The organism is Streptomyces sp. GQFP (assembly GCF_021545335.1).
Lineage (GTDB): Bacteria > Actinomycetota > Actinomycetes > Streptomycetales > Streptomycetaceae > Streptomyces.
The window spans coordinates 4,027,093-4,042,042 of sequence record NZ_CP089312.1 but is presented as its reverse complement, the minus strand read 5'-3'; the positions used below and the strand labels follow the sequence as shown (position 1 = coordinate 4,042,042).

Sequence of the window (14,950 nt, the reverse complement as noted above, 5' to 3'; positions counted from 1 at the left end):
CATCGCCCCCGAGAGCCGCCCACCCCGGGCTCACGCCCGCCGCGACATCGGCCGTTCCACCACCACGTACGACACCAGCGCCGCCACCCCCGTCGCCGCCAGGCCCGCCGGGAGCAGGTGGTCGTCGGTTACGCCCAGGTCCGAGAGGAGGCGGATGACGGGGTAGTGCCACAGGTACATCCCGTAGCTGAGGTTGCGGCCCACCCAGGCCAGCGCCGCGAGCGACAGCAGGCGGGAGGGCCAGGAGCCTGGGGCCAGGTCCAATGCCGCCACCACCGTTGCCGAAAGGACCGCGGCGACCATGAAACCGGCCGTGTACCAGACGGGGTTCCACGCGCTCGCCCCCGCGATCGGGATCTGCCAGGCGATCAGGCCCAGCAGGGCCAGCGCCGGCCAGCACAGGCGGTTCGCCCAGCGGCGCAGGAGTGCGAGTCGGGGGTCGTCGGCTCGTAGGCGGGCCAGGAGTACGGCCAGCAGGGCGCCGATCAGGAGCTGGTCCGCGCGGGTGTCCGGGCCGTTGTAGATGCGGTGCGCCGCCGTGGGGTCCCAGAGGGCGAGGCGCCACAGCAGCGGCAGTACGCACAGTGCCGCGACCCAGGCCAGCACCTTCCGTGCCGTGGTGTGCCGTAGGAGGAACAGGAGGAGCAGGGGCCATGCCAAGTAGAACTGCTCCTCCACTCCCAGGGACCAGGTGTGGCTGAGAGCTGAGGTGACGTCCGAGTACGGGCCCGGCTCTCCCGCTCGTACGAGGTTGACGATCGACAGCGCCGCCAGCGCCGCCGCCGTCCACGCCCCGTCGAACAGCGGCAGCGGCAGTGCCAGGGAGAGGAGTGCCGTGACCGCGCACATCAGCAGCAGGGCCGGGCCCAGCCGCAGCCAGCGTCGGCGGTAGAACCTCCGCAGGCCGATACGGCCCGTACGGGCGTACTCGGCGATCAGCAGGCGCGTGATGACGAAGCCGCTGAGCGTGAAGAAGACGTCCACCGCCACCGAGCCGCCGGGCAGCGGGCCCGGCGCCACGTGGTACACGATCACCAGGACGACAGCGACCGTCCGCAGCCCGTCCAGCCCCGCCACCCGCCCACCACCGCGCAACGCCGACGGAAAGCCCCGCCCGCCACCGCCGGATCTGCGCCGCGGCTCGGCCGTACGTACGGTCGCGGTCCGCGGGCTCTGCTTGGCGGCCTCGTCCGCCACTTCTGGCGCTTCTGCCTCTTCTACGGTGCTCGGGTCGGTGGGAGTGCTCATAACGACCGCGCCTGCCCAGCCCCGGCGGCGTCACACAAAGTCTTATGGTCCCCACAGCTTCTGCGCGGCTTTCCGGCCACCGCGCCTCCACCTGTCCTCCACCCTCCCTTTCCTCCACCCTCCCTGTCCTCCACCCTTCCTTCGCCCACGCTTCCCCCGACCGCTCAACCCCACGGGTCCCGCGCAGGTCTACTCTGTCGCCGCGGACAGCGGTCAAACGCGTGAGCGGAGACGAAAACAGGATGAACAGCCCTACGGGAGCACCTCGAGGAGTCGGCGGCGGCCGCACCAGGCAGCCGGGGCGGGCGGGGCAGCAAGGTGCGCGGATACACCGCGTACACCGCACGCGTACGACCGTGCGTACCACCGGTGTGCCCACGAGGACCCCTGCCCCTGCCGACAGCCGTGGCGGCGGCCCCCTCTTCTCGGAGCCCGCCCGGCGCATCGCCGCCGGAAGCGTGCTGTTGCTCCTGGTGAGTGGTGTGATCACCGTGGGTGTGTGGTTCTGCATCACGTTCCAGACGGCCGTCACGCCGGTGCTGCTCGCGCTGCTGCTGTCGGCCCTGCTCGGGCCGTTCTACCGGCGGCTGGTCGCGATGAAGTTCAACAAGTCCCTCGCCGCCGCGCTGACCTGCGCCGCTGTGATCCTGGTCATGGGCGGGGCCGCGTACATCGTGGTGAACGCCCTCGTCGACACCGGTGACCAGATCATCGACTCGGTGCGGGACGCGGCGAAGGACCTCAGCGAGCGCTTCGACGTGGTCGGCAACTCCCTGGACGACCTCGCCGCGAACGCCAAGAACCTGCTGTCCAACTTCGGCGGTACCGCGGTCTCCGGGGTGCTGAGCGGCGTCAGCCTGATCACCGAGGTGATCGCCACCAGCACGCTCGCGATCCTGCTCCTCTTCTTCTTCCTCCGGGACTCCGACCGGGCCGTCGCCTCCATGCACACCCTCGCGCCCCGGGGCACCGGCCCGACGCTGGAGGTCATGGCCCGCCGCGCCTTCCAGGCGATCGAGGGCTTCATGCTGGGCACGACGATCGTCGCGTTCATCGACGCCGTCTGCATCACCGTCGGTCTGCTGATCATCGGGGTGCCGGGCGCCGTCGGGCTCGGGGCGCTGGTGTTCATCGGCGCGTACATCCCCTACCTCGGAGCCCTCCTCTCGGGCGCGGTCGCGGTCCTCGTCGCCTTCGCGGACGGCGGGCTGACCACCGCGCTGTGGGTCCTCGGGGTGGTCGCCCTCGTCCAGGTCCTGGAGGGCAACGTGTTCCAGCCGATGATCCAGAGCCGTACGCTCCAGATGCACCCGGCGGTCATCCTCCTCGCCCTCACCGCCGGCGCCTCCCTCGCCGGCATCCTCGGCATGCTCCTCTCCGTACCGCTGACGGCGGCGGCCTTCGGGGTGCTCTCGGAACTTCGGGGGCGGTACGAGTCCGCCGGCGACCAGGGCGGCTCGCCGCTTCGCTCATGACGGACGGGAAGCGGCGGGCACGGTGACGAGCATGGAGACAGCGAGGCTACGGCTCCGCCGGTTCACCCCGGCGGACGCGCCCGCCCTGGCCGCGTACCGCTCGGACCCCGAGGTGAGCCGGTACCAGTCGTGGGAGTCGCCGGTGCCGTCGGCGGAGGCCGAGCGGCTGGCGGCCACGCTCTCGGCCGGGGATCCGCGTGATCCGGGGTGGTTCCAGTACGCCGTCGAGCGGCTGGACGTACCGGGACTGATCGGCGATGTCGGGGTGTGCCGGAGCGACGACGGGCGCCAGGCGGAGCTGGGTTTCACGTTCGCGCCGGAGTTCCAGGGGCGGGGGTACGCGAGCGAGGCGGTCGCGCGGACGGTGGAGTTCCTGCTGGTGAAGGAGGGGCTGCACCGGGTCTCGGCCGCCTGCGACGGACGTAACGTCCGCTCGGCGAGGCTGCTGGAACGCGTGGGCTTCCGCCGCGAGGGCCACCTCGTGCGGAGCACCTGGATCAAGGGGGAGTGGACCGACGACGTTCTTTTCGGCCTCCTCGCGTCGGAGTACCCGGCGCGGACGCGGACGCGGACGCGGGCACGGAAGGACGGACACGGACCGCCATGACCACCACCCCGCACGCCATGACCACCACCCCGCACGCCATGACCACCACCCCGCACGCCATGACCACCACCCCGCACGTACTGATCCTCGGCGGCACCGCGGAAGCCCGCCGCCTCGCCGAACTGCTGCACCCCACCCCCGACTTGACCCTGACCAGCTCCCTCGCCGGACGCGTGGCCGGCCCCCGGCTGCCCCCCGGCGAGGTCCGGATCGGCGGCTTCGGCGGAGCGGAGGGGCTGGCCGCGTGGCTGCGCGAGCACCGGGTGGATGTGCTGGTCGACGCCACGCACCCCTTCGCCGCCACGATGAGTCTCCACGCGGCGCGTGCCGCGGCCACGGCCCAGGTCCCGCTCCTCGCGCTGCGGCGCCCCGGCTGGACCCCGGTGGAAGGGGACGACTGGCACGAGGCCACCTCCCTGGAAGAGGCCGCGACCCTGCTGCCCGCCCTCGGCCGACGGGTGTTCCTCACCACCGGGCGCCTGGGCCTGGCCTCCTTCGCCGCGCTCGACGACCTGTGGTTCCTCGTACGTTCCGTGGATGCACCGGAGCCCCCGCACCCGGCCCGGATGGAGGTGCTGCTCGACCGCGGCCCGTTCACGCTCGACGGCGAGCGCGAGCTGCTGCTCGGCCACCGCATCGACGTCGTGGTGACCAAGGACAGCGGGGGAGCGGCCACCGCACCGAAACTGACGGCGGCGCGGGAGGCGGGGCTGCCCGTGGTCATGGTCCGCCGGCCACCCGTACCGGAGGGCGTGCCGGTCGCGGCCGACCCGGAGACGGCGGCGGGCTGGATCGGCGAACTGCTGAGACCTGCCTGACGGAAACCTTGCACGGGCTTTGCCGCCCTCTTCTTCTACTTGCAACCTCTATGCAGAAACCTGTGGTGTGCGGCTGAAGGCGGCCGTCCCGTCGACAGGTAAGGCCCGTCCCCCATGACCACCGCTCCCCGGCAGCGCATCCGCACCTCGATGACCCGCAAGGAGTGGACGAGCCTCGGCGGGATGGCCGCGTTCATCCTGGCGCTGCACGTCATCGGCTGGTTCACGCTGGTGGTGATCGTCGCCCCGGAGCACTACAGCCTGGGCACGAGGACCTTCGGCATCGGCATCGGCGTCACGGCCTACACGCTCGGCATGCGGCACGCTTTCGACGCCGACCACATCGCCGCGATCGACAACACCACCCGGAAGCTGATGAGCGAGGGCCAACGCCCGCTGTCGGTCGGCTTCTGGTTCTCGCTGGGCCACTCGAGCATCGTGTTCGCGCTCGCGTTCCTGCTCTCCCTCGGCGTCAAGGCCCTGTCGGGCCCGGTCGCGGACGACAACTCGGACCTCCACAACGTCACCGGCTGGATCGGTACGACGGTCTCCGGGACCTTCCTCTACGTCATCGCGATCATCAACATCGTGATCATGGCGGGCATCTGGAAGGTCTTCCGCCAGATGCGCACCGGCCACTTCGACGAGGAGGCCCTGGAGGAGCAGCTCAACAACCGGGGCTTCATGAACCGCCTCCTGGGCCGCCTGATGAAGTCGATCACCAAGCCGTGGCAGATGTACCCGCTGGGCATGCTCTTCGGCCTCGGCTTCGACACGGCGACCGAGATCGCGCTCCTCGTCCTCGCGGGTTCGGGCGCGGCCTCCGGCCTGCCCTGGTACGCGATCCTGTGCCTGCCGGTCCTCTTCGCGGCCGGCATGTCGCTGCTCGACACGATCGACGGCTCGTTCATGAACTTCGCGTACGGCTGGGCCTTCTCCAAGCCGGTCCGCAAGGTCTACTACAACCTCACGATCACCGGCCTGTCGGTCGCCGTCGCGCTCATCATCGGCACGGTGGAGCTGCTCGGCCTGATCGCCGAACAGGCGGACCTGCACGGCCCGTTCTGGGACTGGGTCTCCGGCCTGGACCTCAACATCATCGGTTACGCCATCGTCGGGCTGTTCTTCGCGACGTGGGCGCTGGCCCTGCTGGTGTGGAAGGTCGGCAGGATCGAGGAGAAGTGGACGGCGGGCCTGGCGACGCAGCCGACCCCGGCGACCGAGAAGAGCTGACAGCCCACTCCGCTCACTCCACCTCACTCGCGATGGCGTTGATCGCGGCGGCGGCGATGGCACTGCCCCCGCGACGCCCCCGTACGACGATGTGCTCCAGCCCCGACGGATGCGCGGCCAAGGCCTCCTTCGACTCGGCGGCACCGACGAACCCGACCGGGACGCCGATGACGGCGGCGGGCCGTGGCGCACCCTCCTCGATCATCTCCAGCAGCCGGAAGAGCGCGGTCGGCGCGTTGCCGACAGCGACAACCGCCCCCTCCAGCCGGTCCCGCCACAGCTCCAGGGCGGCGGCACTGCGCGTGGTCCCGAGCTTCGCGGCCAGCTCGGGGACGGCCGGGTCGGTGAGGGTGCACAGCACGTCGTTCCCGGCGGGCAGCCGCTTGCGGGTCACGCCGCTGGCGACCATCCGTACGTCGGTGAAGATCGGCGCGCCGCCGCGCAGCGCCTCACGGGCGCTGGCCACGACACCGGGCGTGTACGACAGATCCCGTACGAGGTCGACCATCCCGCAGGCGTGGATCATCCGGACGACGACCTGACTGACGTCGGCCGGCAGCCCCGCGAGGTCGGCCTCGGCGCGGATGGTGGCGAAGGACTGACGGTAGATGGCCGCGCCGTCCTTCTCGTAGTCGTACGTGGTCACGGCGCTCTTCTCACTGCGTCAGGGTCGTCGGATGTGCGGTATGGCTGCTGTCACATCTTGCCTCTGGTCGTCGTGGGGCGGGATCACGCCTCCCGCTTCGCGCCGTCGATCTCGGCGATCAGGGCCTCGATACGGTCCCTGATCTCGTCGCGGATGGGGCGCACGGCCTCGACGCCCTGGCCGGCCGGGTCCGCCAGGTCCCAGTCGAGGTACTTCTTGCCGGGGAAGATCGGGCAGGCGTCGCCGCAGCCCATGGTGATGACGTAGTCGGACGCCTGGACGGCCTCGGTGGTGAGGATCTTCGGCGTGGCACCGGCGATGTCGACACCGACCTCCCGCATGGCCTCGACGGCGGCCGGATTGACCTGGTCGCCGGGGAGGGAACCGGCGGAACGGACCTCGATCCGGTCGCCCGCGAGGTGGTCGAGGAAACCGGCGGCCATCTGCGAGCGCCCGGCGTTGTGGACACAGACGAACAGCACGGAGGCGAGCGGGCTGAGCGGGCTGGAGGACATGGGCCCTTCTTTCATATGTGCGTACTTCATGGTGCGCGTCTTCACATGGGCATATTCGGAGTGATGTGAAAGTATCAGTCCATGCTGAAGTCAGTCGACACTGATCTGATGCGGGTTCTCGCGGATCCGCTCCGCCTCCGGATCGTCACCCTGCTCGCGAAGGAGACGCTCTGCAGCACCCACCTGATCGAGGAGACGGGTGCCAGACAGACCAACCTCTCCAACCACCTGAAGGTGCTGCGCGAGGCCGGGGTGGTGGAGACGGAACCCTGCGGCCGGTTCCTCTACTACCGCCTCAAGCCCGACGTCATCGCCTCCCTCGCGGGCCAGTTCGCCGACCTGGCGGAGACCGCGCGGGCCACCGCCGAGAACAACATCAAGAGGTCCTGTCCTTGAAGACGGCAACGACGGCAACGACGGCAACGACAGCCCCGACGGCGCCCGCGACGAGCCCGCTGATATCCAGGGCGGCAGCCGAACTGCTCGGCACCGCACTCCTCGTCGCGATCGTGATCGGCTCGGGCATCCAGGCCACCGAGCTGACGACGGACGTAGGGGTGCAACTGCTGGCGAACTCGATCGCCACCGTCTTCGGCCTAGGCATCCTGATCCTGCTGCTCGGCCCGGTCTCGGGCGCGCACTTCAACCCGGTCGTCACCCTCGCCGAGTGGTGGACGGCCCGACGCGGTGGCGGCGCCGGCGTCACGGCTCGCGAGGTCGCGGTGTACGTCCCCGCGCAGATCGTCGGTGCGATCGCGGGCGCGATCCTCGCCGACGCGATGTTCGGCGAACCGCTGGTGGAGTGGTCCACGCACGACCGCTCGGCCGGTCATCTGCTGCTTGGCGAGGTGGTGGCCACCGCCGGCCTGATCCTCCTGATCTTCGGCCTGGCCCGCACCGACCGCCTCCAGTACGCCCCCGTGGCCGTGGCCTCGTACATCGGCGCCGCCTACTGGTTCACGTCGTCCACATCGTTCGCCAACCCGGCGGTGACGATCGGCCGGACTTTCAGCGACACGTTCGCGGGGATCGCGCCGGGGTCGGTGGCGGGGTTCATCGGTGCGCAGCTCGTGGGCGGGGTGGTGGGGTTGGCGCTGGTGGAGGTCGTCTTCCGGCGCAGGCGAACTGATTAGATAGCTATCTATGTTGACGCTTGTCGAATCAGGTGGGATGCTGGGCCGCAGGGAATTGATAGATATCGAAGTAAGGCGTCTGGGCGTCTGGGCTCCTGGGCTCCCACGCAATCAAGGAGATTCGTCATGTCATCCCGCGTACAGCTCGCTCTCCGCGTCCCCGATCTCGACGCGTCCATCGCCTTCTACAGCAAGCTCTTCGGCACCGAACCCGCCAAACTCCGCGACGGCTACGCCAACTTCGCGATCGCGGAGCCGCCGCTCAAGCTCGTCCTCATCGAAGGCGCGGCGGGCGAGGCGACGCGCATGGATCATCTGGGGGTGGAGGTCGAGACGACCGAGGCGGTCCACGCGGCCACCGCCCGCCTGGGCGAGGCCGGTCTCGCCACCGACGTGGAGGACGACACCACCTGCTGCTACGCCCTCCAGGACAAGGTCTGGGTCCACGGCCCCGGCCAGGAACCCTGGGAGGTGTACGTCGTCAAGGCCGACGCGGACAACCTGGCCAAGCAGCAGGGCAGCACCTGCTGCTGATCCGGGCGGCGAACGGAGCGATCGTGATCGGAACGGTGGGCAGCCGGTGCCGCTACCCGGTCAAATCCCTGCTGGGCGAGGCGATCACGGCCACGGAGGTCACCGGGCACGGCCTGGCCCACGACCGTCGGCTCGCCCTCGTCGACACGGAGACGGGGAAGATCGCCAGCGCCAAACACCCACGCCGATGGGGCCGTCTACTGACCCTTACCGCCCAACTCGGCGCCGGGGCGGTCCGTATCACCGCCCCGGACGGCGAGGTGTGGCACTCCACCGACCCGGACGCGGACCACCACCTGTCCGACTTCATCGGCCGCGACGTAACCCTGACCGACACCCCGCCCGCGCAGCCGACCCTCGACCGAGCCCGCCCGGACGACCTCCTGCGCGGCGCCACGGACATCGGCATCGACATCAGCCACATCGGCAGCGCGGCCCCGGCCGGCACATTCGTCGACTACGCGCCCGTCCACCTGCTCACCACGGCGGCCCTGGCCCGCATCGACACCCGCGCCCCGGGCGCCGCCGACGCCGTGCGCTACCGCCCGAACATCGTCATCGACACACCCGACGACACCGGCTTCCCCGAGAACGACTGGCCCGGCCGCACCCTCCACATAGGCGACGACCTCACCCTCCACGTCATCGCCCGCACCCCACGCTGCGCGGCCCCCACCCTCGCGCACGGCCCCCACCCTCGCGCACGGCCCCGTACCGCCGAACACGGCCGCCCTGCGGGTGCTGGCCGAGCACAACCGGGTCGTCCCGCTGGACTCCATGGCCCCGATGCCCTGCGCCGGAGCGTACGCACAGGTCGTCGCCCCGGGTCGGATCAGGCTCGGCGACACCGTTCGGTGGGCGTGACCAAGAAGCTGCCGTTGCCTTCGTAGAAGGGCTGCCTCCGATCAAGGGCAACCCTTACCGCGGCACGGTCACTGCCAGAAGTTTGCCGTCCCCGAGGTGGAGCCAACCTCGGCCTGGAGTGATTGGGTTGCCGATGACGGAGTTTCCCGTCCTGATGCCGATCCAATCACCGGCATGGCGGTCTTGAGGAGACAGGAGGAGGCCGCGGTGGGCTTTCCGCGCCCCGTCCAGCCAGCGGTAGCTCGTCCGGAGCTTGTCTTCATCGCCTGCCAGGAGCAGCGCCGTACCTTCGTCAAAGCCGTGCTCCAAAAGGTTTCGCAGAACTCGCCAGGCACTGCACTCACCCAAGGATTCCGCGTCGTCCATCACGACGACTATCGGCCGTTCAGCAGACGCCACAGACACTCGGCTTTCAAGCTCGTCCTGCCCGATGTCGCCCTGATCGAAGTAGGCCAGCACGCCCTCCTGGCCAGTCAGCTCTCGTAGAGGCGACGGCCTGGGCGTGGCCAACACGAGCGGAATGCCAGCTTTCAGCAGAGAGCGTGCCATGGTCACCAGCGCCGTGGAGCGACCTGACCTTGCCGGGCCGGCCACGACGAACGCGGGGGCTGTACCAGAGGCCAGATCAGGGCCATGCGCAGCCAGGTTGTCTCCTCCGACACCCGCAAGTGCCCACAGCCTCGGTGCAGCCGGGTCGCGCATGGCCCATGCCTCGTTGAAGCTGATACTCGACGGCAACGCGTCAGAGCGTTTCTGTACCTCCAGGGCATCATGGGCCGCGTCCCACAAGCCGAGCAACAGAACGTGATCTTCTAGCGTCAGCCGCGCCACGTGAGAAAACGCGACGATCGCCTCACGCACGGGCAGCTCATCGTGGGTGTGCCAGCGGATCCACGCATCTGACGAGACGCCCGTCTGCTTCTCCAGGTAGGTGAAGGACCACTTGAGCTTCAGCCTGTGTTCGTCAAGACAGCGATGCAGCGTGACCAGCTCTAATCGCGCCGGAGAGTCGGGCACCTCGAACTCTCTGCTTCTTACACCGTAGAAAGTCGCGTTCGCCGGCCGTCGCTCCTCTGCGGCATCAGCCATCCTGGCGAAGCCCTTACTGCGGCGCACCACACCGAGAAACACTCTCAGCGCATCCTTGTCGTGCCAAAGGGCCTGTGCCGCGTTGAGGATCAGCCCCTTCAAGGATTCCTCCGCGTAGTTGGACTGCGCAGTGCCCCGGCCAGGGCCGGAATGCGTCTCCGTGCCAGCCGATTGCTCTTCCGCTGCCCGTCCGCTTGAATCCTTGGCTTCCTGCTTGGGTGAGTCCTCGGACGAGCCAGTCGTGTCGTCCGCGTCGTCGTTGACGGCAGGCATCGTGCTGTCTGCTGGAGGATTGAGGTTCCCCCGCTGTGCGGGAGTGGCTGACTAGCAGGTCAGGGCGGGTTGACGTGGTTTCAGGTTCACTGGTTCGGCCGTTGCCTGGTCGGCGTAGTGCTTCTCCTCGAACTCGACGGGGCTGAGGTAGCCGAGACGCTTCTGGATGCGGCGGGGGTTGTAGAAGCCGTCGATGTACTCGAAGAGCGCGAGGTTCGCCTCGGCCCTGGTCGCGAAGACGCGGCCGCGGATGCACTCGGTCTTGACCAGCATCCACAGGTTCTCGGCCAGGGCATTGTCGAAGGAGTCGCCGACCGAGCCCATGGACGCCTGGATCCCTGCTCTGACCAGGCGTGTTGTGAGCTTGATGGATGTGTATTGCGTGCCGTGGTCGGCATGGTGGACGAGTTTGCCGGGGGCGACCTCTCGGCTGGCCAGCGCGTACTCGAGCGAGGTGAGGACCAGGTCGGCGTCCGCGTGGGCGGAGGTCTCCCAGGCCACGACTCTGCGGGAGAAGGCATCGCGGATCGCCGACAGCCACAGTGGCCCCTCCAGGGTGGGGATCATGGTCAGGTCGGTGACCCACAGCCGGTTCGGTGCGGGTGCCGTGAAGTCGCGTTGCACCAGGTCAGGGGCGAGATCGGCGTCCGGGTCGCGGCGGGTGAAGCCCTTGCTCCTGCGGGGGCTGATCCCGGCCAGGCCGGCCTGGCGCATGAGCCGCTCGACCCGCTTGCGGCCGACGTGGACGCCCTCGCGCTTCAGGACGGCATGGATCCTGGGCGATCCGTAGATCCCGCCGGAATCCTGGTGGATCTGCCGGATCTGCCCGGTCAGCTCGGTGTCCTGGCGGATTCGCTCGCAGGGGTCCTTCTCGGCCTGGCGCCAGCGGTAGTAGGTGGAGGAGGGGATGTGCAGTTCCCGCAGTACGGGCTCGACCCCCAGGTGCGGGTGCTCGTCGAGGAGCGCTCTCACCTGGGCCGGGTCGGGTCGAGCTGCGCGGCGAAAAAAGCCGAGGCCGTCCGCAGGACCTCATTGGCACGGCGCAGGTCCCGCACCTCGCGCCGCAGCTGGGCGAGCTCGTTCTTCTCTTCGGTGGTGAGCAGGTCATCCCGCTCGCCGGTATCGGCCTCGGCCTGCCGGATCCAGTTCCGCAGGGCTTCGTGATGCACGCCGAGTTCCTCGGCCATGCGGCGGATCACGGGCTTCGGCTCGGCAGTCCGGTACATCCGCACCGCACGCTCACGCAACTCCAGGGGGTACTTCCTCGGGGCAGGCATCGTCTGGGCTCCTCTCATGAGACCCATCTGACCTGCTGTCACCTTTCCTCGCATCTCGGGGGAACCTCAGATGTACCGATGCTTGGGCGACTGTTTCACTGACGACTTGCTTCCACAGGCCCTTGAAACGGTTGACCTCGCCGTCTACGTCGTTGTGCCGACCGACTTCTGCCAGGGCGCGGACGACGGCGTCAAGGCGGCCCCACGGCGGGAGATCCGGCTTCTGGAAGGCATCCAGCACTGCCTGATGATTCACGATCCAGTAATCCTGCGCGTCCTTGCCGATGTGGTCGCGAATGGTCCGCGCTGACGGGAGCCCCGCGTCCAGCCGCAGATCGTGGAGTTCATCGTTCAGCTTCTTCAGATCAGGCCGGGCAGCCAACTCGGGCCGCTTCCATGGCTGGGCAACCACCGTCTCTGCTCCCTTGATGGCTCTGTGTCAGGTCCTGTGGATCAGGCGCGTCGCCGCCCGCGCTCACAGCGTCAGGATCTGTCACGCTCGTCGTTCAGCGGCTGTTCTTGGCCGATGTCGTCAGCGATCGTCTTGGGCCGTCAGGGCCGTTCGTGAGGCACCCACGCTGGATGCACAAGAGTCAGTGCCATCAGTGCCACACGGAAGGTAGATCCTCATGGAACAGATCAGTGTGCGCCTCGTAGTCCTCCTGCTTGTCGGAGTCCTCGTCGCCGCTCTGACCCTGCATTCACCCGAAGTCGGGGCGGCCTTGGCGGTAGCCACTGCGGTGGTGGCACTACTTGCCCAACTCATGCGTCGTGAATGACTCCTGATCGAGCGGAGGTTGAGGCGACACCACCGGCAGACTCGTCACCGTGAGTGGTCAGCTTCGGAGGCTCTTGGTCATGACTGCGTACACCGGCGAGTCGGCGAAGGGTTGTTGTTCGCCCACTTTGGCGTACCCCCACGACTCGTAGAGCGCCTGCACCTTGGGGTGGGTTACGTCGACCAGGAGTACTGCGAGGTCTTCGGTGCGCTCCTTCAACAGGGCTTCGTGAAGGCGTTCGGAGATGCCCTGCTTGCGCCAACTCGGGCGCACCATCACCTCGGACACGGCGTAGGTGGAGGAATGGCCGTTGTTCGGTTCGTACGCGGTGGAGCGCCACCATTCCCGTCCCGGGGCGAGCGGGGCGCCGTACGCGAACCCGACGGGTTCGTCGGCGTCGTAGGCCACGACGCAGGAGAAGCCGTCCATGCCCGACCAGTGGTCGACGAACCAGGCGAAGCGTTGGTGGAAGGGGTCGTCCAGCTGGTCGGCGTAAGCGTCGGCGTGGACGTCGATGAGCAGCTGCCGGAAGCCCTTGGGGAGGTTTCCGTGCTGGAAGTGACGCAGGTCGGTCACGCTCGACTCCAATCGGTTCGCATACGGTCCGCCCAGTCCCGGGCGTAGGAGGCAGAAGGAGCCAGGACGAACAGGCCCCGGTGGAAGTCGCCGATGAGCGTGCGCATACGGCCGGGCAGGGGATCGCCACCCATGATCGTGAAGACGTCGGCGGCGGTCACCACGGCCTGTTCGGCGTCACCCTGGTGCAGTTGTGCGAGGGCGAGCTGGGTTGTGGCGAGTGCCCTGTTGCGCCGGAAGGCGGTCGGGATCTTGGCCAGGGCGCGGTACGCCATGGCCTCGGCGTGGGTGTGGTGTCCGCTGTTGTAGTGGACAACGGCGCCGAGGTGGTCGAGTTCGGCCTGGCCGTAGAAAGCGGTCCAGCGCGGGCGCTCGCGTTCGGGTGTCCTGGTGAATGCGTCCTGGGCGGCGCCGAGGGACCGTACTGCGGTACGGCCGTCGCCGAGCGCCGAGTAGGCGAGGGCGGCACGGGCCCGAGCCAGCGAGTCGAAGAACGGGTCTCGACGGGCTGTCGAGGAGGCTTGCGCGGCCTGTGCCGCCGCGAGCGCTTCGGGCCAGTTCTGCCGCTGGTAGGCGAGCATCGAGAGGTTGACCCACACCCGCATCTCGGTCGGGCCGTCCTGGGAGAGGCCGGCGTATGTCGCGGATTCGTTGAGGTGTCGCTGCGCCTGGTCGAGGTTGCGGGCGTCGATGCAGGACCAGGCCGCGATGGTGGAATACTCGGCGGCCAGTGCGTACAGGGCCCGGCGGACGCGTTCGCCGGCATTGCGCTGCTGCAACTCCAGCACGCTGTTACGGCCCTTGACGGCTGCCTTCTCCAACTCCCCATGCCCGCCCTGGCGATCGTCGGCCTCGACGAGTGCGTTCATCCCGGCAGCCGCTCGGGCCACGTCCGCCATACCGACCGCGCGGCGCTGGGCGATCAACGGAACGGCAGCGGCAGCGGCTGCGGTACCGGTGGCCGAGGCGATGAAGGTGCGACGCCGCACAGGGTCCTCCTGCGGGTGGTGCATGGTGCGTGGTGCGCTGAACCCTAAGTCCTCGACAGGGCACCCGAACACCCGCTCCAGCGCCGCACATGTACGTCCGATGGGACGACGGGAGGTTCCGTTCAGCAGGTTACGGACCGTGCGGGCGGAGACATCGCCGGGTCTGCCAGTGATCTCTGCCAGTGCGGAGTTCATCCGACCTGCCAATTCTTCCTGGGTGAGCCCGAGTTCTTCCATCCGGCTCTTGAGGATGGCGTTCGCTCCCATGCAACCGACCGTAGACGGGCGGTCACCGACCGAACCAGACCTCAGGTCACGGGGACGCAAAGTCTTCCGGTTCGGTGCGGCCGGTGGGAGCCCGACCCTTCCTGTTCCTCCGGGGCCGCAGGTCGTTGACTCGGTATCAGCCCGTCGAGGGGCGGGAGTCCATCCCGGAGGGATGTGCCATGACCACGACCACAGCCAGACCTGTCGAGTCCGGCAGGCCCGGCTACACCGAGACGATGCCGTGCGAGCCGCTCTCCGCTCGTCGGGCCCGTCTGCTCGTCTCCGCTGCCCTGAACGCCTGGGGCATAGGGGAGTTGGCTGAGGTCGGGGTGCAGATCGTGGCCGAACTCGTCAACAACGCCATCGACCACAGCCGGTCCCGCCACGTCCGCGTCCTGGTCACGCGTCCGACCGAGAACGCCGTGCGTATCGGGGTCGCCGACACCTGCAACGAAGGCCCCGAGACGGGCCGCCCTGGTGAGGACGCCGAGGAGGGGCGAGGTCTGCTCCTTGTCGAGGGCATTGAGCCGGCGATGGGGATACGACCGGAAGCGCTGGGGCAAGGTCGTGTGGGCCGAGCTGGAGGTGCCGGGCGAGCAGTAGGGCAGTCGACGTAGCAGCAATTTC

General features: G+C 68.7%; 18 protein-coding genes. 10 read left to right on the top strand and 8 right to left on the bottom strand.

Annotated features, from left to right (window positions below; all coding sequences use genetic code 11):
• Positions 1-30 precede the first annotated feature (30 nt).
• Positions 31-1,248 (bottom strand): acyltransferase family protein, encoded by a 1,218-nt coding sequence (locus tag LUX31_RS17860; RefSeq protein WP_235475778.1) that lies wholly within the window; start codon positions 1,246-1,248, stop codon positions 31-33.
• A 242-nt stretch (positions 1,249-1,490) separates the two neighbouring features.
• Between LUX31_RS17860 and LUX31_RS17855 the strand changes: the two genes are divergently transcribed.
• From LUX31_RS17855 to LUX31_RS17840, 4 genes are all read left to right on the top strand, one after another.
• Positions 1,491-2,723 carry an AI-2E family transporter gene (locus LUX31_RS17855; protein WP_235475777.1) on the top strand — a complete coding sequence of 411 codons (1,233 nt, stop codon included), beginning with the start codon at positions 1,491-1,493 and terminating at the stop codon, positions 2,721-2,723.
• A 31-nt stretch (positions 2,724-2,754) separates the two neighbouring features.
• Positions 2,755-3,330 (top strand): GNAT family N-acetyltransferase, encoded by a 576-nt coding sequence (locus LUX31_RS17850; protein ID WP_235475776.1) that lies wholly within the window; start codon positions 2,755-2,757, stop codon positions 3,328-3,330.
• 59 nt (positions 3,331-3,389) lie between these two features.
• Positions 3,390-4,148 (top strand): cobalt-precorrin-6A reductase, encoded by a 759-nt coding sequence (locus LUX31_RS17845; RefSeq protein ID WP_235479961.1) that lies wholly within the window; start codon positions 3,390-3,392, stop codon positions 4,146-4,148.
• 114 nt (positions 4,149-4,262) lie between these two features.
• Positions 4,263-5,381, top strand: a complete 1,119-nt coding sequence (locus tag LUX31_RS17840) for a HoxN/HupN/NixA family nickel/cobalt transporter (protein WP_235475775.1) — start codon at positions 4,263-4,265, stop codon at positions 5,379-5,381.
• 13 nt (positions 5,382-5,394) lie between these two features.
• Here the strand turns inward: LUX31_RS17840 and LUX31_RS17835 are convergent, their stop codons facing one another.
• Positions 5,395-6,027 carry a precorrin-8X methylmutase gene (locus tag LUX31_RS17835; RefSeq protein ID WP_235475774.1) on the bottom strand — a complete coding sequence of 211 codons (633 nt, stop codon included), beginning with the start codon at positions 6,025-6,027 and terminating at the stop codon, positions 5,395-5,397.
• 83 nt (positions 6,028-6,110) lie between these two features.
• Positions 6,111-6,542: an arsenate reductase ArsC gene (locus LUX31_RS17830; protein WP_235475773.1), complete on the bottom strand. Its 432-nt coding sequence runs from the start codon at positions 6,540-6,542 to the stop codon at positions 6,111-6,113.
• 81 nt (positions 6,543-6,623) lie between these two features.
• Between LUX31_RS17830 and LUX31_RS17825 the strand changes: the two genes are divergently transcribed.
• From LUX31_RS17825 to LUX31_RS17810, 4 genes are all read left to right on the top strand, one after another.
• Positions 6,624-6,938 carry an ArsR/SmtB family transcription factor gene (locus tag LUX31_RS17825; RefSeq protein WP_235475772.1) on the top strand — a complete coding sequence of 105 codons (315 nt, stop codon included), beginning with the start codon at positions 6,624-6,626 and terminating at the stop codon, positions 6,936-6,938.
• Positions 6,935-7,675: an aquaporin gene (locus LUX31_RS17820; protein ID WP_235475771.1), complete on the top strand. Its 741-nt coding sequence runs from the start codon at positions 6,935-6,937 to the stop codon at positions 7,673-7,675. Before LUX31_RS17825 ends, LUX31_RS17820 begins: the two co-directional genes overlap by 4 nt.
• 126 nt (positions 7,676-7,801) lie before the next feature.
• Complete coding sequence (locus LUX31_RS17815) at positions 7,802-8,209, top strand: ArsI/CadI family heavy metal resistance metalloenzyme (protein ID WP_235475770.1); 408 nt, start codon at positions 7,802-7,804, stop codon at positions 8,207-8,209.
• Positions 8,210-8,232: 23 nt separating this feature from the next.
• The gene (locus LUX31_RS17810) at positions 8,233-9,099 is read left to right on the top strand and encodes an MOSC N-terminal beta barrel domain-containing protein (protein WP_235475769.1); all 867 of its coding nucleotides are present in this window, start codon (positions 8,233-8,235) and stop codon (positions 9,097-9,099) included.
• Positions 9,100-9,127: 28 nt separating this feature from the next.
• Here LUX31_RS17810 and LUX31_RS17805 read toward each other — a convergent pair whose 3' ends face one another.
• Genes LUX31_RS17805 through LUX31_RS17795 form a run of 3 tightly spaced genes read right to left on the bottom strand, consistent with a single transcriptional unit; the run spans position 9,128 to position 11,712 of the window.
• Positions 9,128-10,435: a hypothetical protein gene (locus tag LUX31_RS17805; protein ID WP_235475768.1), complete on the bottom strand. Its 1,308-nt coding sequence runs from the start codon at positions 10,433-10,435 to the stop codon at positions 9,128-9,130.
• Between the two features lie 51 nt (positions 10,436-10,486).
• Positions 10,487-11,407: an IS3 family transposase gene (locus LUX31_RS17800; RefSeq protein WP_235475767.1), complete on the bottom strand. Its 921-nt coding sequence runs from the start codon at positions 11,405-11,407 to the stop codon at positions 10,487-10,489.
• Complete coding sequence (locus LUX31_RS17795) at positions 11,404-11,712, bottom strand: transposase (protein WP_235475766.1); 309 nt, start codon at positions 11,710-11,712, stop codon at positions 11,404-11,406. Before LUX31_RS17795 ends, LUX31_RS17800 begins: the two co-directional genes overlap by 4 nt.
• A 106-nt stretch (positions 11,713-11,818) precedes the next feature.
• Here LUX31_RS17795 and LUX31_RS17790 point away from each other — a divergent pair, with 106 nt between their 5' ends.
• Positions 11,819-12,022 (top strand): hypothetical protein, encoded by a 204-nt coding sequence (locus LUX31_RS17790; protein WP_235475765.1) that lies wholly within the window; start codon positions 11,819-11,821, stop codon positions 12,020-12,022.
• A gap of 526 nt (positions 12,023-12,548) precedes the next feature.
• Here the strand turns inward: LUX31_RS17790 and LUX31_RS17785 are convergent.
• Together LUX31_RS17785 and LUX31_RS17780 are read right to left on the bottom strand one after the other, a co-directional pair.
• Positions 12,549-13,079, bottom strand: coding sequence for a GNAT family N-acetyltransferase (locus LUX31_RS17785; RefSeq protein ID WP_235475764.1), 531 nt, complete (start codon positions 13,077-13,079; stop codon positions 12,549-12,551).
• Entirely contained in the window at positions 13,064-14,323 is a 1,260-nt protein-coding gene (locus LUX31_RS17780; protein ID WP_235475763.1) for a helix-turn-helix domain-containing protein, read from the bottom strand. The genes LUX31_RS17785 and LUX31_RS17780 overlap by 16 nt, the downstream gene beginning before the upstream one ends.
• Positions 14,324-14,502: 179 nt before the next feature.
• On the opposite strand from LUX31_RS17780, the gene LUX31_RS17775 reads away from it, so the two are divergent.
• Positions 14,503-14,940, top strand: coding sequence for an ATP-binding protein (locus LUX31_RS17775; RefSeq protein ID WP_328285668.1), 438 nt, complete (start codon positions 14,503-14,505; stop codon positions 14,938-14,940).
• Positions 14,941-14,950: the final 10 nt, after the last annotated feature.